Here is an 18,210-nt window from a genome sequence, read left to right on the forward strand (position 1 = left end):
CCTTCGAGGCCTCCGCTTCGCTTCGGCACCTCAGGATGAGGGGGTGGGTTGGATCGCCCTCCTCCCGGGACGATCAAGCATCGTCATCGGGACGTGTACCGCGGACAGCATAGACCGGCACCCGGCAGCGATAGGACAGACACGCGATGGACGACGCGATCACCGACTCGAACGCTCCCCCCACCGACGGGATGGGGCAGCCGACCGCCAAGCCGCCGGTCGGGGAGGCTGATGTCGCCGCCGGGCTCGCCGAGGTCCGGGCCGCCATCGCCCAGGCGGCCGAGGATTCGGAGCGCGACCCGGCGGAGGTCCAACTCGTGGCGGTCTCCAAGACCGTGCCGGCGGAGGGCATCGTCCCGGCCCTGGAGGCGGGGCAGCGGGTGTTCGGCGAGAACTACGTCCAGGAATCAGCCGCGAAATGGCCGGACCTGCGCGCCCGCTACCCGGATGTCGAATTGCACCTCGTCGGGCCGCTGCAATCCAACAAGGCCCGCGAGGCGGTGGCCCTGTTCGACGTGATCCATTCCCTCGACCGGCTGTCGCTCGCGGCGGCGCTCGCCAAGGAGATCAATCGGTCCGGACGAGCGCCGAAGCTGCTGATCCAGGTCAATACCGGTGCGGAGCCGCAGAAGGGCGGCGTCCTGCCGGACCAGCTCGCGACCCTGCTGGCCGAGTGCCGCGACACCCACGGCCTCGCGATCCAGGGCCTGATGTGCATCCCGCCGGCGGACGATCCGCCCTCGGCCCATTTTGCCCTGCTCGCCCGGCTGGCGCAGACGCACAACCTGCCGATCCTCTCGATGGGCATGAGTGCGGATTTTCCCGCGGCGATCCAGCAGGGCGCCACCCATGTCCGAGTCGGGACGGCGATTTTTGGGGCGCGGACCCGGAAGGTGTGAGGGTCACCCCATCTGAACGATAGGCGGCCCTGGTGCTGAAAGGGCTATCAAACACCGTGATCCGTGATATGCTTTTTCACGCATATTTCGAGTCTCGGTTGCGGACTGATGGGCTCAAGCACGAAGCCGCCCCGGGGCACGGCATCGAGTATTGCGGATGCGCCGCCAGAAGCTTGGTCGGTTTCGTTTCTCGACGAGACCGTCGTCGCTGAAGTCGAGGCATGGCCTGTCAAGCTTCGCGCCGCCCTGGACCGCATCGTCGCTCGGATCGAAACCCGGGGCCTGCTAAGTCTTACCGAGGAGCATGCCAAACACATCCGCGGTCGGATCTGGGAACTGAGACCCCGGACCGACGGCATGACGGGCCGGGCCCTCTACGTCACCGTGACCGGCAAGAGGGTGATCATTGTCCTCTGCGCGATCAAGAAGACGCAGACTACGCCGAAGCGATGGATCGATTTGGCTGAGACGCGAGCGCGGACCATCGACACAGGAGAAACGACGTGACGATCCCCTTCAAGACCGTCCGGGAACGGTGGAACGCGGATCCCGCCTATCGCGAGGCGCATGGGGCCATCGGGCCGGAGATGGAACTCGGCTTCTCCATGGCCGAGGCCCGGGCGCGGGCCAAGCTGACCCAGGAAGAGGTCGCCCAGCGGATGCAGACGTCCCAGGGGCAGATCGCCCGGTGGGAACGCGGGCAGGTCATGCCGTCGACGGCTTCGCTGCGCCGCTACGCCGAGGCCGTCGGCGCGCGCCTCCGGATCCAACTCGAGGCGAAGGAAGCCTGACGGCCGCCCTCACCCGATCCGCAGATGCGTGCGGGGCCCGAGGCGCTTGAGGAGCCGCAGCAGATCCGCCCGGGCCAGCGCCACGCAGCCCTCGGTGGGCCGGTAGCCGTCCCGGGCGATGTGCAGGAAGATCGCCGAGCCACGCCCCTTCCGGATCGGCGCGCGGTTGTAATCGAGGTCGATCACCAGGTCGTAGAGCCCGTCGTCGCGCCACAGCGATTCCGCGCTGATGCCGGGGGCCGGCAGGCGGATCGGCCGGTTGTAGCGGCGGTCCCGGCGATCGTCGCACCAGCCGTCGCCGGGCCGGGTCGCCCGGAGCGGCAAGGCTGTGCGCGGGCGCAGGCCGAGATGGTCGGGCCGGTACGCGCCCCCCCGCAGGCGGAAGCGCCCGCGCGGCGAGCCGCCGTCGCCCTCGCGCTTGTCGCAGACGATGCCGCCCGCCCCGAGGGCGCAAGGGATCACGGCCGGGCCGATCAGGAGCTGGCCCCGGCGGCGGTCGCCGACCGTCGCGCGGACCCGGATCTCGTCCAGAGTCACGCGGACAGGTCCGAGCCGCGCATGCCGATATCCCCGCACCAAAGCCCCTCCCCTGCCTGCCGCACGCGCCCCACCCGGCCGCGGGTCCCGGGGCGGATCGGAGGGCGTTATGCCCGGTATCCAATACCGAAACCGTGAAAAATTGCGCACAAGGCAATTTCCGGCCACAAACGCAGCCCTATTCTTGCCGCGGAACCCAGGCCGCCGAAGCCGGGATTCGGGAGCGAACCAGCCCACCCCAGCGCCGGGGGGACCGAACGCCCTTGGATTCCGGTGCGGCGCGCCCTGCGCTTCCCTGGAGCCGGCCGTGTTGTCTCACGATGGACGGCGTGCTCCAGATCCTTGCCATCGCACGCTGTTCCCGGAGGCCGGGTTTTCCCGGTCCCGCAGCCTGCTCCAGGGCCCCGGACGATGTCGAATGCCTATCGCCTGCTGATCTGTGACGACGACGCGATCCTGCGCGACACGCTCACCGAGCAGCTCGACCTCTGCGAGGACTTCACCGTGGTCACCGAGGCCAATGCCGCGGACGCGGTCCGGCGGGTCGGGGCCGAGCGCATCGACCTGGCGGTGATGGATGTCGGCCTGCCCGATCTCGACGGGCGCGAAGCCGTGCGGCGGATGCGGACCGGGGGGTTTCGCGGCCCGGTGATCATGCTCACCGCGCAGGACTCGGAAGCGGACCACGTCGAGGGGCTGGAGGCGGGCGCCAACGACTACGTCACCAAGCCGTTCAAGTTCGGCATCCTGCTCGCCCGGATCCGCGCGCATCTGCGCAGCCACGAGGCGTCCGAGGACGCGGTGTTCCAGATCGGCCCCTACACGTTCCGGCCCGGCGCCAAGCTGCTGGTCGGGGAGCGCGGCTCGAAGCTCAAGCTCACCGAGAAGGAGACCGCGATCCTGCGCTTCCTGTACCGGGCCGGCCGGGCCGTGGTGAACCGCGACACGCTGCTCGCCGAGGTCTGGGGCTACAACGCCCACGTCACCACGCACACGCTGGAGACGCATATCTACCGGCTGCGCCAGAAGATCGAGCCGAACCCCGCCACTGCGGCGATCCTCGTCACCGAAGGCGGCGGCTACAAGCTGCTGCCCTGATCGGCTGATGACGCGTGACGGCCCGGACCCAGAGCCAAGCGCGATTGCAACGCGATCGGAAACGGCTTTAGGGATTTGCGAGTAAGCGAGGCTCAGGCTCGTTTGCGCGCAGGTGGTAGGGCGGTTCCTTGGGGCTCGACGACGACATCGCGATCCTCGCAGACGCGCCGCTGTTCGGCTTCCTCGACCGGGACGCCCTGCGCCTGCTGACCTTCGCGGCCGAGCGGCGCGAGCTGGCCGATGGCGACCTGCTGTTCGCCCGGGGCGATCCGGCCGATGGCGGCTTCGTGGTGATGTCGGGCACGATCCGGCTCGCGCCCCGGGTGGCGGACGCCGAGCCGGTGCGCGCCGGGCGCTCGGCGCTGATCGGACAGCTCGCCCTGTTCGTGCGCGGCACCCGGCCGACCGAGGCCCGGGCCGAGGGCGCTACTGAGGTCATGCGGATCACCCCGACGCTGATGCGGCGGGTGCTGGAGGAGTTCCCCGCGGCCGCGCAATCCGTCTACGACACCCTGGCGATCGACCTCGTCGATCTCGTGACCGATCTCGACCGGGTGCGGGTTCTGCTGGAGGATTGAGCGGGGTGGATTGAGGCTGCCCGGGTGACAGCCCCGGTGCCCGCGAGTAAGCACGGGCTCCCGTCACAAGAGCATCGAGCACCCATGCCCACCTCCGACCTCGCCAAGACCATCGAGACGGCCTGGGAGGAGCGCGCCGGCATCTCGACCACGACCCAGGGCGCCGTACGCGAGGCGGTCGAGGAGGCGCTGAACCTGCTCGATTCCGGCAAGGCCCGGGTCGCCGAGAAGAGCGGCAACCACGATTGGGTCGTCAACCAGTGGCTGAAGAAGGCGGTGCTGCTGTCCTTCCGCCTCAACGACATGGCGGCGATCGAGGGCGGCCCCGGCGGCGCGCCCTGGTGGGACAAGGTCGCCTCCAAGTTCGCCGGCTGGGGCGAGGCCGAGTTCCGCGCCGCGGGCCTGCGCGCCGTGCCGGGCTGCTTCGTCCGCCGCGGCTCCTACATCGCCCCGGGCGCGGTGCTGATGCCGAGCTTCGTCAACCTCGGCGCCTATGTCGGCGAGGGCACGATGGTCGACACCTGGGTGACGATCGGCTCCTGCGCGCAGGTGGGCAAGAACTGTCACATCTCCGGGGGCGCCGGCATCGCGGGCGTGCTCGAGCCGCTCCAGGCCAACCCGGTGATCATCGAAGACGATTGCTTCATCGGCGCCCGCGCCGAAGTGGCCGAGGGCGTGATCGTCGGCCAGGGCAGCGTGCTGTCCATGGGCGTCTATATCGGCGCCTCGACCAAGATCGTCGACCGCACCACCGGCGAGGTGATGTACGGCCGCGTGCCGCCCTACTCCGTGGTGGTGTCGGGCACGATGCCGGGCAAGGCGCTGCCGGACGGCACCCCCGGCCCCGGCCTGTACTGCGCCGTGATCGTCAAGCGCGTCGATGCCGGCACCCGCTCCAAGACCGCCATCAACGAGCTGCTGCGCACCTGATTTTTTGGGACTTGGGGGCAGCCTGGTGGAGACTACGCGGAACCTGGACCTGACCGTGGCGGGCCGTCCGGTGCCGACCCCGTGCGACGTGATCGGCACGGGGCGCGACGCGCTGCTGCTGCCGGCCCTGTCGACGATCTCGGACCGGGCCGAGATGCGTGACCTCGCTCGCGCCCTTGGCTCGGAATATTGCTGTCTGGTGCCGGACTGGCCGGGCTTCGGCGCCCGGCCGCGGACCCGCCTGCCCCTCGGTCCGGACACCCTCCACGCCTTCCTGGACGCGCTGCTCGCCGCCGCTCCCGGCCCCTACGCGATCGGGATCGCCGCTGGACACGCCGCCGGCTATCTGGTCGCGGCGGCGCGCAGACACCCCCAGGCCTTCGAGCGGCTGGTGCTGGTGGCGCCGACCTGGCGTGGGCCGCTGCCCACCGCGATGCCGAGCCGCGCGCACTGGTTTCCCCGGATCCGCCGGGCCGTGGAGGCGCCGATCCTCGGCGACGCGCTCTACCGGCTCAACATCAGCCCGCCGATCATCGGCCGGATGATGCGCGCCCATGTCTACGCCGACCCGACCCACGTCACTCCGGCCCTGGTCCGGGCCAAGCACGCGGTCACCCGCCAGCGCAACGGCCGCTTCGGCACTGCCGCCTTCGTCACCGGCGGCCTCGACCCCGTGACCGACCGCGCCGCCTTCCTGGACCTGTTCGAGGACAACCTGCCGCCGACCCTGGTGCTGCGGCCGGAGAAAGCCCCCCGCCGCTCCGGCGCCGAGATGGACGCACTGATCGCCCAGGGCCGGGTTACGGGTGCCACGATCCCCGGGGCATTGAGCCCGCACGAGGAATTCCCCGCCGCGGTCGCGACAGCGATCCGAGCGGTTTAGCCGGCAAAGTAATGGTTTCAAAAGGTCCAGGACCTTTTGCGGGTTCAGGGCAGAGCCCTGGCATCATCAGGGCTCGCCCTTTGGAAACCCATGTTCCGGCGGCATCGTGATCACGCCGCGATGGTAGGGGAAGCGGGCGCGCTGGAGCGGGTCCGGCCCGGTGAAGATCAGGCGCGCCCGAAACGAGACCGGGCTGACGCACATCAGATAGCCCCGCAGGGGCTTCTCGTCTGGCACGAACAGGGCGGTCGTCAGATACCGGCTCTCGGCTCGGACCCAGCCCGGGATCGGCAGGCCCCAGCGCCGGGCCAGATGCTCCCCGGCCCCGCCCAGGAACGCATCGGCCTCCGGCCGCCCGAGCAGGCCCGGTTCGTCGGCGATGAACGCCGCCTGCCGCGCGACGTCCCCGTCAGCCGCGTAGAAGGCGTCGAGGAACTCGCGCAGGTGGTGCTCCCAATCCCCGTCGCCGCGCGCGCGCTCGACCACCTCCGCCAGGGAATGCGGTCTCATGGCGCCACAGCGATCACAGCGGGAAACCGCGCCCGCACCTCCGGCGACGGGTCCTCCCCGTAGATCGAGCGATAGAGGCGTTCCAGCGCCTCCACATCGCCCAAGCCCAGGTGAGCCGAGAGGGCGCGCGCGTCGTTCAAATCCCGGTCGCCGCGGTCGAGGCTCTGCAAGGCGTGCAACTTCATCGCCAGGAGGTAGGCAGGGCTGGCCAGGACGGTCCGAAGTCCTGGTGTCCCACCGGTGGGATAAGTGCCGGACAGGGCGAACAGGGTCTCGTCCTCGTCGAGCGGGGTGAACATGCCGACGGCATCGTTGAGCCAGTCCGGCTCCAGTCCCAGCCGCTTAGCGACCCGGATCACCGAGGGCGCAAGAGCCGCCTCGTCGTAGCCGGCCCGCACGACGGCATCGACATCCTCGGTGGCGCGCCGCCACGCGAATTGTAGCATCAGCGCACCGCCGCCATAGACGGCGAGTTCGACGAACTGCCCGTGCTCGGCGAGGTCGGTGCCGAGCACCTCGAAGGCCTCCAGGAGGCGGGCGCGGTCGAGGGGCTGAGCCATGCGGTCGGAACTTCTGGAGGAGGACACCGCAGGGTTTGCGCGGCCGGCAGCCCGGGTCAACCGCCGCCTCCCATCCGTCATGGCAGCCCCTGGACAGGATCAGAGGCCTGTGCACGGACTGAACCGTCTGGCCGAGCCGTTCGTTTGTCTGCGGGAGCGGTCCGCCTCCTGTCTCGTCCCTTCGCCCGACACCGCCACGGATCCGATGCTGCGCATTCTCGCCCTGCCGGCCCTCGCCGTCCTGATCGCCGCGACCCCGGTGCGCGCCGAGGAGCCGCCCCGCCCTGCCCCGTCGAACCCGCCGGCGGCGCCGTCGCTGGGAGCCGACACGCTCAAGCCCGGCAAGCCGGCGGTGAAGCCCTATCTCGCCGAGACGGCGGGCCCCGATGCGACCCAGATCCTGCCGCCGCCGCCGGCCCACGACGCACCCCTCGACAAGGCCGACCGGGCGGCCTTCAACGGCACCCGCGCCCTGAAGGGCAGCCCCCGCTGGGAGATCGCCGCCAACGACGTGTCCGAGGGCGCGTCCGCGGTCCTCGACAATTTCGCCTGCGTGCTCGGCACCCGGATCGACCAGGCCCGGGTGCCGGCGGTGCTCAACCTCTTGGAACGCACCCGGCTCGACCTCGCCCGGGCGACCCGGGGCCCGAAGGTGCATTACCGCCGGCTGCGCCCCTTCGTGGGCAACGAGGCGCCGATCTGCGTCCAGCGGACCCAGGCGCTCACCGACAGCTTCAGCTACCCCTCCGGCCATGCCACCCAGGGTTGGGCCTACGCGCTGATCCTGGCCTCCCTGGTGCCCGAGAAGGCGACCGCGATCCTGGCGCGCGGCCGGGCCTACGGCGAGAGCCGCGTCGTGTGCGGGGTGCACTGGCTCAGCGACGTGGCGGCCGGGCGGATCACCGGCTCCTCGGTCCTCGCCACGCTGATGGGCGATCCGGGGTTCCGGGCCGACCTGGACAAGGCGCGAACCGAACTCCGGGGTGTTTTGTCCGGCGGTGGGACGGCCCCCGACCAGGCCGTCTGCATCCGCGAGGCCGAGGCGTTGCGGGAGCCGCCGCTGGAGTTTTGAATGCGAACAATTTCAGATTTGAACTCTTCTAAGTGTGTGATTGATAACACGTTTTCGGGTTGATCAACCACCCGTGAACGGTTGATCCTGAGATTGAAGTGCCGGCGAGCGGCGCATCTCAGGGTTCAATGTCCATGCGTTCCACCCGCCTCGGGTTGCTTGTCACCTCCACGGCCCTGGCCACCGCCGCCGTCACGTCCCAGGCTGCCGCGCAGGGCGCCGTGCAGCTCAACGAGATCTCCGTGGAGGCCACCCGCCCGGCTTCCGCGCCCGCGGCTGGGACCGGCTTTGGGGGCGCCAATGTCAGTGGCGGCGACGGCAACAGTGCGGCCACCAGCGGCGGCGGCGGCGGTCCTTCCGGGGTCACCGGCTACGTCGCACGCGTGAGCCCGACCGCCACCAAGACCAACACGCCGCTGATCGAGACCCCGCAATCGGTCTCCGTGGTCACCCGCGAGCAGCTCAACGACCGCAACGTGCAAAGCCTCAACGAGGCACTCGCCTACACGCCCGGCGTGTCGAGCAACGTGTTCGGCTTCGACCCGCGCGCGGACTCGTTCTACATCCGCGGCTTCGCCGAGACCTACGACGGGATCTTCCGCGATGGCCTGCGCCAGACGGGTGTCGGCTTCGCTGTCCCCCGCATCGAGCCCTACGGCGCAGAGGCGCTCACCATCCTGCGTGGGCCGGCCTCCGGCCTCTACGGCCTTGGCTCTCCCGGCGGCATCGTCGACGTGACCAGCAAGCGCCCGGTCTTCGCCCAATTCGGCGAGGTCTGGTTCCAGGGCGGCAGCTTCGATCGCTACCAGGGCAACTTCGACATCGGCGGCCCCGTCGAAGGCTCCGACGGAACCATGGCCTACCGGCTCACCGGCGTCGCCCGCCAGTCCGACACGTTCCTGCCAGGCCCCGGCGTCCGGGACGACCGGTTCACCATCGCCCCCGCCTTCACGTGGCGGCCCTCGGCCGACACGACCTTCACGCTGCTCACGGAATTCCAGGAATCGAACGTCCCGGGCAATGCCAGTTTCTACAACTTCCCGGGGTTCCGCGTGTCGCGGATCTACTCGGGCGACGGCGCGCTCAACACCTACCGGACCGATCAGCACCGGATCGGCTATGCCTTCGAGCACGTGTTCACGCCGGACCTGATCCTGCGGCAGAACTTCCGCTATTCCGGCGTCGACGCCAACTTCTCGTACACGCAGGTCGACGCGGTGACGGGCCTCAGCGCGCAGCGGTCCACCGGCCTGTTCAAGCAGTCGCTGGCCTCCTTCGCGGTCGATACGCAGCTCGAGGGCCACCTCCAGACCGGACCGATCGCCCACACGCTGCTGACCGGCGTCGACTACTACCACTACGACTTCTCGAGCATCGCCGGTTTCGGCGTGGCGCCCGACCTCAACCTGCTCACCCTGAACTACGGCCGCCAACCGATCACCCGGCCGAGCATCGACCGCTCGTCGCGTCAGGCGCAGGATCAGGTCGGCCTCTATGTCCAGGAACAGGCGAAGTGGGGGAGATTCGTCCTGACGCTGACCGGACGGCAAGACTGGGTCGCCTCCGACACGGCGAGCATAACCCGAGGCGTCGTCGCCGGACCGCAGAGCCAGAACGACAGCGCCTTCACGTACCGCGCCGGCCTGAACTACGAGCTCGCGCCCGGCCTCGTCCCTTACGCCAGCTACGCCACGACCTTCACCCCACAGGTCGGTGTCAACGTCGTCACCGGCCGTCCCTACAAGCCCGCCACCGGCGATCAGATCGAGGCGGGCGTGAAGTACCTGATCCCGGGCACGAACATCAGCGCGGCCATCGCTGGCTTCGATATCAACCAGAGCAGCATCCTGCGCCAGGATCCCACGAACTTCGCCAACCAAGTGGCGACCGGTGAGGTCAATTCGCGCGGCTTCGAGATGGAGGCGACGGCGAACTTCGCGCCGGGGACCAACCTGACCGTCGCCTACACCCACCTCGACTTCCGCTTCGTCAAGCAGACCTCGGTCGTCACCGGTGCGGCGATCGACGGGAACCGCCTCTCGGGCATCCCGGGCGACACCTTCGCGTCGTTCCTGACCTACCTGTTCCCGCCCTCCTCGGCGCTGCGCGGATTGACCGTCGGCGGCGGTATCCGGTTCAACGCCAACAGCTTCGCCGACGACGAGAATACGGTCCGCAACCCGACCGTGACCCTGTTCGACGCGCTGGTCGCCTACGATTTCGCGGCGCTCGATCCGAAGTACAAAGGCTTCCGGGCGCAGATCAACGCGTTCAACATCTTCGACCGGGATTACTACAACTGCCAGGCCGGCTTCTGCTATCGCGGCGCCCCCGCTACGGTGATCGGCAGCCTGATCTATCGCTGGTAACGGCTTCGCGGGGGCAGGGGCCGGCATGGCAGATCCCCGCCCCCGGTACTGGAGGGCGGGGCGGGATCCGCTTAAGGCCGGAGCCTCGTCCTCCGACCCGGGCCGCCCATGCTCTCGACCCTGCTGGTCGTGCTGCCGATCTTCGCGCTGATTTTTTCCGGCTGGCTGGCCCGGCGGATCGGCGTGCTCGGTGCCGCCGCGACAACCGAACTCAACCGCTTCGTGGTGTTCCTGGCCCTGCCGGCGCTGCTGCTCGACGTGACCGCGCACGCCCATTGGAGCGCGATCTGGAAGCCCGGCTTCATCGGCGCCTTCGGGCTGAGCAGCCTGGCGGTGTTCGCGCTCACGGTGCTGATCCGGCGGGGGGAGGGGCACCCGCTCTCCGACGCCGCCGTGGACGGGCTCAATGCCGGCTATCCCAATGCCGGGTTCATGGGCTTCCCCCTGGCGCTGGTCGCCTTCGGCCCGGAGGCGCTGGCGCCCACCACCGTGGCGGCGATCCTCACGGTCTGCGGCGTGTTCGCGGTGGCGATCGTGCTGATCGAGACCGGGCTCCGGCGGGAAGCGCACGGGGCTGGGCAGGCCGGTACGAACGTCCCGGTCTGGCGCGCGGTCGGCCGCTCGCTGATCCGCAACCCGTTGCTGATCGCGCCGGCGCTCGGCGCCGTGGTCCCGAGTGCCGGCCTCACGCTACCGGCATCGGCCGAGACATTTCTCAAGCTCCTCGGCGGGGCCGCCTCGCCCTGCGCCCTGGTGGCGCTCGGCCTGTTCCTGGCCCAGAAGCGCCGGCCCGGCAGCGCCCAGCCCCGGGCGGCCGCCCTGCTGGTCGGCCTCAAGCTCGTCGGGCAGCCGGCCCTCGCCTACGGGCTCGGCCGTTACCTGTTCGACCTGCCGCCGCTGCTGCTGCACGTCGCGGTGCTGATGGCCGCCCTGCCTACCGGGACCGGCCCGTTCATGCTGGCGGAATTCTACCGCCGGGAGGCCGACCTGACCTCCACGGTGGTGCTGGTCTCGACGATCCTGTCGATCGTCACGGTCTCGGGCTATCTGGCAACGGTCTGAAACCGAGCGACCACGCTCTCGCCGCAGAGGAATCGTAACGGTTGCCGCGTAGCCTCATGGCGCGGCCCTCCCGGTCCGGGCTAAGAGGGACTGCGACGAAGCGGGGCGGAACGGCGACGTGATGGTGCGTTCGGGAGTATCGGTTGCGGGCCGGATCGGCCGCCTCGCCTGCGTCGCCGGCTTGGCGCTGAACCTGTCGGCCTGTTTCCGCCCGCTCTACGGGCCGACCGCCTCCGGCGAGACCGTGCAGGCGCTGCTGGCCTCCGTGCAGGTCGACGATGTCGGAATGGCCCAGGGCCAGGAGCGGCTCGGGCATTACCTGCGCAGCGAACTGATCTTCGAGCTCGACGGGTCGGGCCAGCCGGCGAGCAAGCGCTACCGGCTGAAGCTCTCGGGCTCCGAGATCGTGCAGACCCCGATCGTCTCCTCCACCACCGGCCGCGCCGAGGCCGGCACGCTGGTGGCCAACATCAAGTACAGCCTGGAGGACATGGCCGGCACTAAGGTCTACTCCGAGGGCGTGGCGACCTCGACCGCGACCTACGACCGCTCGGTCCAGCGCTTCGCCAGCCAACGGGCGGCGCGTGACGCCGAGATCCGCCTCGCCAGCGTCCTGGCGGACCAGATCAAGACGCGCCTGGCCGCCGTGCTCTCGACCAAGCCGTGAGCCGGCTTTGACCGCGGTCAAGGCGGGCGAGATCGAGGGCCTGATCCGGCGCGGGCCGGATCCGCGCATCCCGGTGATCCTGGTCTACGGGCCCGATACCGGCCTCGTGACCGAGCGTGCGCGAAAACTCGCCGAGGACTTCGTCACCGACCCGGGCGATCCCTTCGCGCTGGTGCGGATCGACGGCGACACCCTCGCCTCCGATCCGGGCCGGCTCTGCGACGAGGCCGGGACCATGGGCCTGTTCGGCGGCCGCCGGTCGATCTGGGTACGGCCGGGCAGCCGGAACTACGCGCCGGCCGTCGAGGCGGTGCTCGCCGCCGAGGTGGCCGATGCCCGCATCGTCGTGGAGGGCGGCGACCTCGCCAAGAACAACCCGATGCGGGTCCTGTGCGAGCGCTCGCCCAAGGCGCTGGCGATTCCCTGCTACGCCGACGACGAGCGCACGCTCTCGGATCTGATCGACCGCACCCTGCAGGAGCGCGGGCTGCGCATCGATCGCGCTGCTCGGGAAGTCCTGGCCCGCAGCCTCGGCGGCGACCGCCGGGCCAGCCTGATGGAGATCGAGAAGCTGGCGCTCTACGCGGGCGGGGAGGGGCAAGGGGACAAGGTCGTCACCCTCGACCATGTCGAGGCCATCACCAGCGACGTCGCGGCCAGCGTGCTCAACACCCTGATCGACGCCGCCTTCGACGGGCGCCGGGAGGCGGTGGAGCGCGATTACCGGCGGTTCCGCCACGAGGGCCTGGATCCCGGCGTGGTGCTCGGCTCGGCCCTGCGGCACGCCCTGACCCTGCTGGCGACACGCCTCGACAACCCCGACAAGACGCCATCCCTGATGGTGGCCTCCTGGCGGGGGCTGCATTTCAAGCGCAAGGCCAGCATCGAGGGCCAGCTCGGTACCTGGCCGGCCGGCACCCTGCGGCAGGCGGTCAAGGCCCTCCAGGAGGCGATCCTGGCCTGCCGGCGGGCCGAGCCCGAGCTGGCGCACGCCCTGGCCTCCGCGGCGCTGCTGCGGGTGGCGGAGGCGGGCGCGCGGCGGCGGCGCTAGGAATCGTGTCAGCCTCGCTTCCGAGGAAGCGAGACGGCTTGCATCGATCCCACCCACACCCTCATCCTGAGGTGCTGCGGAGAAGCCTCGAAGGAGCCCTCCAGCCAGCCATGCGATCCCTGGAGGCCTCCTTCGAGGCCTCCGCTGCGCTCCGGCACCTCAGGATGAGGGAGATGATTCGGATGCGCGTCGCTGTGCGGCCGGGCGCTGGACGAACCCCGGCAACCGCCGTCAGCCCTGCTCCGGCTCCGACACCTTGAACCGGTTGAGCAACCCCTCGAGCTCGTCCTGGGTCTCGTAGCGGATGCGGATCTCGCCCGATGCCTCGTCCTTGGGCTTGTAGATCACCTCGACCCCCAGGGCCCGGCGGATCCGCAATTCCAGGTCGCGGACCGGGGCAGGGCGCTCGGCCGAGAGGCGCGGGCGGCCGGGGCGGGGGGTGTCGGGGGCGGCAGCCTCGGCGGCCTCGGACGCGGCGACCGCCTCGACCTCGCGCACCGATAGGCCCTCGGCCACGACCCGGCGGGCCAGGGCTTCGGGATCGCGCACCGCCAGGAGCGCGCGGGCATGGCCGGCGGTGAGTTCCCCGGCAGTGACCCGGTCCTGCACGGCGGGCGGCAGGTTGAGCAACCGCAGGGTGTTGGCGAGGTGGCTGCGGCTCTTGCCGAGGATCTCGGCCAGCTCCTTCTGGGTGTAGGCGAAGTCCTGCATCAGGCGCTCGTAGCCCGACGCCTCCTCGATCGGGTTGAGGTCGGCCCGCTGGACGTTCTCCAGGATGGCGAATTCCAGGGAGGCGCGGTCGTCGATCTCGACGATCACCACCGGCACCTCGTCGAGCCCGCCCTTCTGGGCCGCCCGCCAGCGCCGCTCACCGGCCACGATCTCGAAGGCCCCCGGCACATCGGCCAGCGGCCGCACCACGATCGGCTGGATGATGCCGCGCTGGGTGATCGAGGTCGCGAGTTCCGCCAGTTCCGCCTCGCCGAAGCTGCGGCGGGGGTTGCGCGGGTTCGGGCGCAGGAACTCCACCGGGACCTTGCGCTGCGGCTCGATCTTCCCGTCGAGCTTGGCCGCCTGTCCGGCATCGCCGAAATCACCGATCAGCGCCGCGAGCCCGCGCCCGAGACGGGGTCGTGCCCCCTCCTCCGCCATCCTTGTCACCCGTGTCACGCTCCGCACTCGATCCCCGGTTTTTAGGGGATCACAAGAAGTCAGGCCGCCGCCGGCACCCGGCCTTCGCGCTGGATCACCTCGGAGGCGAGGCGCAGATACGCTTGGCTGCCGGCGCATTTCAAATCGTAGAGCAAAGCCGGCTTGCCGTGGGACGGCGCCTCGGAGATGCGGACGTTGCGGGGGATCACGGTCTCGTAGACCTTGTCGCCCATGAAACCGCGGACATCCGCCACCACCTGGGCGGAGAGGTTGTTGCGCGGGTCGAACATCGTCAGCACGATGCCCTGGATGGTCAGCTTCGGGTTCAGCGCACCGCGGACCTGCTCGACGGTGCGGAGCAGCTGGCTCAAACCCTCCAGCGCGAAGAACTCGCATTGCAGCGGCACCAGCACCGCGTCGGCGGCGGCCAGCGCGTTGATGGTCAGCAGGTTGAGCGAGGGCGGGCAATCGATCAGCACGTAGCTGATCCGCTCCAGGCCCTTGGCGTGGGCGATGTCCTTGAGCACGCCGCGCAGCCGGTGGGCGCGGTCGGGGAGGGTGGCCAGCTCCATCTCCAGACCGAGGAGATCCATGGTCGAAGGCGCGATCGACAGGCGCGGCACCGCGGTGGGGATCACCGCCTCGGCCAGCGTCGCCTCGCCGGTCATGACGTCGTAGGTCGAGACGTGACGACGCGCCCGATCGATGCCCAGCCCCGTGGAGGCGTTGCCCTGCGGGTCGAGATCGAGCACCAGCACGTCCTCGCCGATCGCCGCCAGCGCCGTGCCGAGGTTGATCGCCGTGGTGGTCTTGCCGACGCCGCCCTTCTGGTTGGCAAGCGCCAGGATCCGCAGGGGATGTCGCACGGACGGTCTTTCGGCAGGGGTCAAGACGGGATCGGCGGACGGATCCACGGACCGGTCGGCGGAATCGCCGAGGATCGCTTCGGTCATCGATGGCTCGGGGCGGCGAGGGCAGTGACGCGCACGATCCGGGCTTCGGAATCAGTCCGGCTCGGCACGAGGTCGTTAACGACTCTCCACTGCGCGGCCGCCTGGGTCAATTCAGCTTGCACGTCCCGGCCCTTCGGAAACAGCCCGGTGGTGCCCGTTTTCAACAGCGGCTCCGTCCAGGCGAGGAGCTGCGTCATAGGCGCGAGCGCCCGGGCGCAGACGATATCGACGCCCTGGTAATCGCCGATCACCGCCTTGATCCGGGCGTTGCGCACGCGCGCCGGCGCGCCGGTGAGGCGGGCGGTCTCAGTGAGGAAGGCGCATTTGCGCGCGTTACTCTCGACTAGATCGACCTGGATGCCGCGCTCGCGGCCGGCGATGGCGAGGATCAGGCCCGGGATGCCGGCGCCGGAGCCGAGATCCAGCCAGGTCCGGGCTTCGGGGGCGAGGTCGAGGAGCTGGAGCGCGTCGTCGATATGGCGGTTCCAGACCTCCGCCAGGGTGGCCGGGCCGACGAGGTTCTTGATCGGCTGCCAGCGCCGGAGCTGCGCGACGTAGAGGTCGAGCAGCTCCGCTGTTTCACGTGAAACACCGGAGGCGGCGAGGATTCGAGCGCGGTCCGGATCGCTCACGGGGCGCGACGCCCGGCATCGGGCGCGGCCCGCCGCGCATGGGCGGCCAACAGGGTGAGGGCGGCGGGAGTCACGCCCTCGATCCGGGCGGCTTGGCCGAGGGTGCCCGGTCGGACGGTCTCGAGCTTCACCCGCATCTCGTTCGAGAGGCCGCTGATCCCGGCATAATCCAGGCTGGCCGGCAGCCGCACGGCCTCGTCGCGTCGGAAGGCGGCGATGTCGGCGTTCTGGCGATCGAGATAGACCGCGTAGGTCGCGTCGGTCTTGAGCCGGTCGGCGACCCGCGGTGACGTCTCGGCCAGCGCCGGCCAGATCGCGGCGAGCTGCCCCCAGGCGATCTCGGGATAGGCCAGCAGCTGGAACGCGCTGCGGCGGATGCCGTCGCGGTTCAGTAGGATCCCATGCGTCGCTGCCTGGCTTGGGGTGAGGCTGACGGAATCGAGCCGGCCGCGCGCTTCTCGGAGTTCCGCCTGCGAAGCCGAAAAATGATCGGCCCGGTGCCGGCCGACGCAGCCCAGCGCGAGGCCGCGCGGCGTCAGCCGCTCGTCGGCATTGTCGACCCGCAGGGACAGCCGGTATTCCGAGCGCGAGGTGAACATCCGGTACGGCTCGCTGACCCCATGAGTCACGAGGTCGTCGATCATAACGCCGAGATAGGATTCGGCCCGGTCGAAGGTCGCGACGTCGAGCCCACCGGCGCGGCGGGCGGCGTTGAGCCCGGCGACCAGCCCCTGGCCGGCCGCCTCCTCGTAGCCGGTGGTGCCGTTGATCTGGCCAGCCAGGAACAGGCCAGGCAGGCGCTTCACCTGAAGCCCGGCATCGAGCTCGCGTGGGTCGACGTAATCGTACTCGATGGCATAGCCCGGCCGCAGGATCGCGGCCCGCTCCAGCCCCGGGATCAGCCGGATGATCGCGCGCTGGACCTCCTCGGGCAGGGCCGTGGAGATGCCGTTCGGGTAGATGGTCGGGTCGTCCAGCCCCTCGGGCTCCAGAAAAATCTGGTGGCCCTCCCGGTCGCCGAAGCGGACGACCTTGTCCTCGATCGACGGGCAGTAGCGCGGCCCCCGGCTGGCGATGCCGCCGGAATACATCGGCGAGCGGTGCAGGTTGGCCCGGATCAGGTCGTGGACCGCCTGGGTGGTCCGGGTGATGCCGCAGCGGATCTGCGGCGTGGTAATTTTCTGGGTCAGCGTCGAGAACGGCACCGGCTCGGCATCGGCCTCCTGCATCTCCAGGCCCGACCAGTCGATGGTCCGGCCGTCGAGGCGGGGCGGGGTGCCGGTCTTGAGCCGGCCGAGCCGCAGGCCAAGCCGGTCGAGGGTCTGGGCCAGCCCGATCGCTGGCGCCTCGCCGACCCGGCCGGCGGGGATCTGCTGCTCGCCGATATGGATCAGCCCGCGCAGGAAGGTGCCGGTGGTGAGCACCACGGCGGCGCAGGCGATCGTCCGCCCATCCGCCAGCACGAGGCCGGAGAGCCGGCCCTCCGAGTCGAGGACCAGATCCTCGCAGGCGCCCGCGATCACCGTGAGCCCGTCGGTCTCGGCGATGGCCGCCTGCATGGCGGCGGCGTAGAGCTTGCGGTCGGCCTGGGTGCGGGGACCGCGCACGGCCGGCCCCTTGCGGCGGTTGAGCAGCCGGAACTGGATGCCGGCCGCGTCGGCGACCCGGCCCATCAACCCGTCCAGGGCATCGACCTCGCGCACGAGATGGCCCTTGCCGAGCCCCCCGATGGCGGGATTGCACGACATCGCCCCGATCGTGGCGGGGTCGTGGGTGACCAGGGCCGTGCGGGCGCCGCAGCGCGCGGCCGCAGCCGCCGCCTCGACGCCGGCATGGCCGCCGCCGACGACCACGACGTCGAACCGGTCGGATGAGGTGGTAAGCATGCGGGTGATTACGCGGGCGCGGCCGGGCCGGTCAACGCATCCGGGTGCAGGACCGTTAGATCGAGGCGGGGAGGGCGCTTTCCTGTCGTGGCCTGATACCGCCGATGACCGGGCGCCTCGCGCGCCAGCGCAATGACTACAGTCCTCACCTTCGATCGGACAGTCATCGCGGCCCGACTCGAGGACTGGCGCAGACATCGCGATCGGTTCTCTGGGGACTTCAAGACATCATTCGCGTCTTGATCGTTTTCGCCGGTCGTGCCAGCATCCGAATACAAACGAAATCCTGAACGGACAACGGCGTCCGGCAGGCCCCGGGAATGGGACTGTTTCGCAGCGTCGAGGGCGACGCGCGATGAGGAGGGATTGCCATGTCCGCGTTGACGATCGGCCTGGGCGTCGCCTGCTGCGCGGCGGGCGCCGCCGCCCATTTCTTCGACCCCACGCAGCGCAAGGAAGGCTTGTTCGGCCTGGCGGCCTTCGGGCTGCTGCTGACCGGGATGTTTCTCAGCCGGTCGTAGGCGCCCACGGCGCTTCAGACCGGAGGAGATATTCCGTCCTCGCCCTCATCCTGAGGTGC

General features: G+C 70.1%; 20 protein-coding genes. 13 read left to right on the forward strand and 7 right to left on the reverse strand.

From position 1 onward, the window contains the following. The first annotated feature begins 146 nt into the window (after positions 1–146). The 3 genes from MKK67_RS30100 to MKK67_RS32820 all read left to right on the forward strand — a co-directional run bounded on the left by MKK67_RS30100 (position 147) and on the right by MKK67_RS32820 (position 1,690). A complete protein-coding gene (locus MKK67_RS30100; protein WP_243972428.1) occupies positions 147–899 on the forward strand; it encodes a YggS family pyridoxal phosphate-dependent enzyme in 753 nt (250 codons plus the stop codon). Positions 900–1,007: 108 nt separating this feature from the next. Next, positions 1,008–1,406: a type II toxin-antitoxin system RelE/ParE family toxin gene (locus tag MKK67_RS30105; protein WP_243972429.1), complete on the forward strand. Its 399-nt coding sequence runs from the start codon at positions 1,008–1,010 to the stop codon at positions 1,404–1,406. Next, positions 1,403–1,690, forward strand: coding sequence for a helix-turn-helix domain-containing protein (locus MKK67_RS32820; RefSeq protein WP_243972430.1), 288 nt, complete (start codon positions 1,403–1,405; stop codon positions 1,688–1,690). The genes MKK67_RS30105 and MKK67_RS32820 overlap by 4 nt, the downstream gene beginning before the upstream one ends. A 9-nt stretch (positions 1,691–1,699) precedes the next feature. Here MKK67_RS32820 and MKK67_RS30115 read toward each other — a convergent pair whose 3' ends face one another. Then, positions 1,700–2,227: a L,D-transpeptidase gene (locus MKK67_RS30115; RefSeq protein ID WP_243972431.1), complete on the reverse strand. Its 528-nt coding sequence runs from the start codon at positions 2,225–2,227 to the stop codon at positions 1,700–1,702. Positions 2,228–2,638: 411 nt separating this feature from the next. Here MKK67_RS30115 and MKK67_RS30120 point away from each other — a divergent pair, with 411 nt between their 5' ends. The 4 genes from MKK67_RS30120 to MKK67_RS30135 all read left to right on the forward strand — a co-directional run bounded on the left by MKK67_RS30120 (position 2,639) and on the right by MKK67_RS30135 (position 5,716). Beyond that, complete coding sequence (locus tag MKK67_RS30120) at positions 2,639–3,325, forward strand: response regulator transcription factor (RefSeq protein ID WP_243972433.1); 687 nt, start codon at positions 2,639–2,641, stop codon at positions 3,323–3,325. 128 nt (positions 3,326–3,453) lie between these two features. Further along, positions 3,454–3,903 (forward strand): cyclic nucleotide-binding domain-containing protein, encoded by a 450-nt coding sequence (locus MKK67_RS30125; protein WP_243972434.1) that lies wholly within the window; start codon positions 3,454–3,456, stop codon positions 3,901–3,903. A gap of 84 nt (positions 3,904–3,987) precedes the next feature. Next, the gene (gene dapD, locus MKK67_RS30130) at positions 3,988–4,833 is read left to right on the forward strand and encodes a 2,3,4,5-tetrahydropyridine-2,6-dicarboxylate N-succinyltransferase (RefSeq protein WP_243972435.1); all 846 of its coding nucleotides are present in this window, start codon (positions 3,988–3,990) and stop codon (positions 4,831–4,833) included. Positions 4,834–4,858: 25 nt separating this feature from the next. After that, entirely contained in the window at positions 4,859–5,716 is an 858-nt protein-coding gene (locus MKK67_RS30135) for an alpha/beta fold hydrolase (protein WP_243972436.1), read from the forward strand. A gap of 66 nt (positions 5,717–5,782) precedes the next feature. Here MKK67_RS30135 and MKK67_RS30140 read toward each other — a convergent pair whose 3' ends face one another. Both MKK67_RS30140 and MKK67_RS30145 read right to left on the reverse strand, forming a co-directional pair. After that, positions 5,783–6,226, reverse strand: coding sequence for a hypothetical protein (locus MKK67_RS30140; RefSeq protein WP_243972437.1), 444 nt, complete (start codon positions 6,224–6,226; stop codon positions 5,783–5,785). Then, positions 6,223–6,786, reverse strand: coding sequence for a hypothetical protein (locus tag MKK67_RS30145; protein ID WP_243972438.1), 564 nt, complete (start codon positions 6,784–6,786; stop codon positions 6,223–6,225). The genes MKK67_RS30140 and MKK67_RS30145 overlap by 4 nt, the downstream gene beginning before the upstream one ends. 205 nt (positions 6,787–6,991) lie before the next feature. On the opposite strand from MKK67_RS30145, the gene MKK67_RS30150 reads away from it, so the two are divergent. The 5 genes from MKK67_RS30150 (at position 6,992) to holA (ending at position 13,007) form a co-directional block, all read left to right on the forward strand. Further along, positions 6,992–7,858: an acid phosphatase gene (locus MKK67_RS30150; protein ID WP_243972439.1), complete on the forward strand. Its 867-nt coding sequence runs from the start codon at positions 6,992–6,994 to the stop codon at positions 7,856–7,858. Positions 7,859–7,986: 128 nt separating this feature from the next. Beyond that, positions 7,987–10,227, forward strand: a complete 2,241-nt coding sequence (locus tag MKK67_RS30155) for a TonB-dependent siderophore receptor (RefSeq protein WP_243972441.1) — start codon at positions 7,987–7,989, stop codon at positions 10,225–10,227. 108 nt (positions 10,228–10,335) lie between these two features. Beyond that, the gene (locus MKK67_RS30160; protein ID WP_243972443.1) at positions 10,336–11,289 is read left to right on the forward strand and encodes an AEC family transporter; all 954 of its coding nucleotides are present in this window, start codon (positions 10,336–10,338) and stop codon (positions 11,287–11,289) included. A 121-nt stretch (positions 11,290–11,410) separates the two neighbouring features. Then, entirely contained in the window at positions 11,411–11,956 is a 546-nt protein-coding gene (lptE, locus tag MKK67_RS30165) for an LPS assembly lipoprotein LptE (protein ID WP_243972460.1), read from the forward strand. 7 nt (positions 11,957–11,963) lie between these two features. After that, entirely contained in the window at positions 11,964–13,007 is a 1,044-nt protein-coding gene (holA, locus tag MKK67_RS30170; protein WP_243972445.1) for a DNA polymerase III subunit delta, read from the forward strand. 231 nt (positions 13,008–13,238) lie between these two features. Here the strand turns inward: holA and MKK67_RS30175 are convergent, their stop codons facing one another. Genes MKK67_RS30175 through mnmG form a run of 4 tightly spaced genes read right to left on the reverse strand, consistent with a single transcriptional unit; the run spans position 13,239 to position 17,630 of the window. After that, a complete protein-coding gene (locus tag MKK67_RS30175) occupies positions 13,239–14,159 on the reverse strand; it encodes a ParB/RepB/Spo0J family partition protein (protein ID WP_243972447.1) in 921 nt (306 codons plus the stop codon). Between the two features lie 59 nt (positions 14,160–14,218). After that, positions 14,219–15,112, reverse strand: a complete 894-nt coding sequence (locus tag MKK67_RS30180; RefSeq protein ID WP_243972449.1) for a ParA family protein — start codon at positions 15,110–15,112, stop codon at positions 14,219–14,221. Then, positions 15,109–15,744, reverse strand: coding sequence for a 16S rRNA (guanine(527)-N(7))-methyltransferase RsmG (gene rsmG / locus MKK67_RS30185; RefSeq protein ID WP_243972451.1), 636 nt, complete (start codon positions 15,742–15,744; stop codon positions 15,109–15,111). The genes MKK67_RS30180 and rsmG overlap by 4 nt, the downstream gene beginning before the upstream one ends. Continuing rightward, a complete protein-coding gene (gene mnmG, locus MKK67_RS30190; protein ID WP_243972453.1) occupies positions 15,741–17,630 on the reverse strand; it encodes a tRNA uridine-5-carboxymethylaminomethyl(34) synthesis enzyme MnmG in 1,890 nt (629 codons plus the stop codon). Before mnmG ends, rsmG begins: the two co-directional genes overlap by 4 nt. A 371-nt stretch (positions 17,631–18,001) precedes the next feature. Between mnmG and MKK67_RS30195 the strand changes: the two genes are divergently transcribed. Further along, positions 18,002–18,151, forward strand: coding sequence for a hypothetical protein (locus tag MKK67_RS30195; RefSeq protein ID WP_243972455.1), 150 nt, complete (start codon positions 18,002–18,004; stop codon positions 18,149–18,151). Positions 18,152–18,210: the final 59 nt, after the last annotated feature.

The sequence above is a fragment of the Methylobacterium sp. J-072 genome (assembly GCF_022829425.1).
Taxonomy (GTDB): Bacteria; Pseudomonadota; Alphaproteobacteria; order Rhizobiales; family Beijerinckiaceae; genus Methylobacterium.

Bases quoted from the DNA above. Each gene is read 5' to 3' on its own strand.
- MKK67_RS30100 (WP_243972428.1), top strand. From the start codon at position 147: ATGGACGACGCGATCACCGACTCGAACGCTCCCCCCACCGACGGGATG.
- MKK67_RS30160 (WP_243972443.1), top strand. From the start codon at position 10,336: ATGCTCTCGACCCTGCTGGTCGTGCTGCCGATCTTCGCGCTGATTTTT.
- MKK67_RS30145 (WP_243972438.1), bottom strand. From the start codon at position 6,786: ATGGCTCAGCCCCTCGACCGCGCCCGCCTCCTGGAGGCCTTCGAGGTG.
- MKK67_RS30155 (WP_243972441.1), top strand. From the start codon at position 7,987: ATGTCCATGCGTTCCACCCGCCTCGGGTTGCTTGTCACCTCCACGGCC.
- MKK67_RS30105 (WP_243972429.1), top strand. From the start codon at position 1,008: ATGGGCTCAAGCACGAAGCCGCCCCGGGGCACGGCATCGAGTATTGCG.
- MKK67_RS30150 (WP_243972439.1), top strand. From the start codon at position 6,992: ATGCTGCGCATTCTCGCCCTGCCGGCCCTCGCCGTCCTGATCGCCGCG.
- MKK67_RS30120 (WP_243972433.1), top strand. From the start codon at position 2,639: ATGTCGAATGCCTATCGCCTGCTGATCTGTGACGACGACGCGATCCTG.
- mnmG (WP_243972453.1), bottom strand. From the start codon at position 17,630: ATGCTTACCACCTCATCCGACCGGTTCGACGTCGTGGTCGTCGGCGGC.
- MKK67_RS30195 (WP_243972455.1), top strand. From the start codon at position 18,002: ATGTCCGCGTTGACGATCGGCCTGGGCGTCGCCTGCTGCGCGGCGGGC.
- MKK67_RS30180 (WP_243972449.1), bottom strand. From the start codon at position 15,112: ATGACCGAAGCGATCCTCGGCGATTCCGCCGACCGGTCCGTGGATCCG.
- dapD (WP_243972435.1), top strand. From the start codon at position 3,988: ATGCCCACCTCCGACCTCGCCAAGACCATCGAGACGGCCTGGGAGGAG.
- MKK67_RS30175 (WP_243972447.1), bottom strand. From the start codon at position 14,159: ATGGCGGAGGAGGGGGCACGACCCCGTCTCGGGCGCGGGCTCGCGGCG.
- MKK67_RS30140 (WP_243972437.1), bottom strand. From the start codon at position 6,226: ATGAGACCGCATTCCCTGGCGGAGGTGGTCGAGCGCGCGCGCGGCGAC.
- lptE (WP_243972460.1), top strand. From the start codon at position 11,411: ATGGTGCGTTCGGGAGTATCGGTTGCGGGCCGGATCGGCCGCCTCGCC.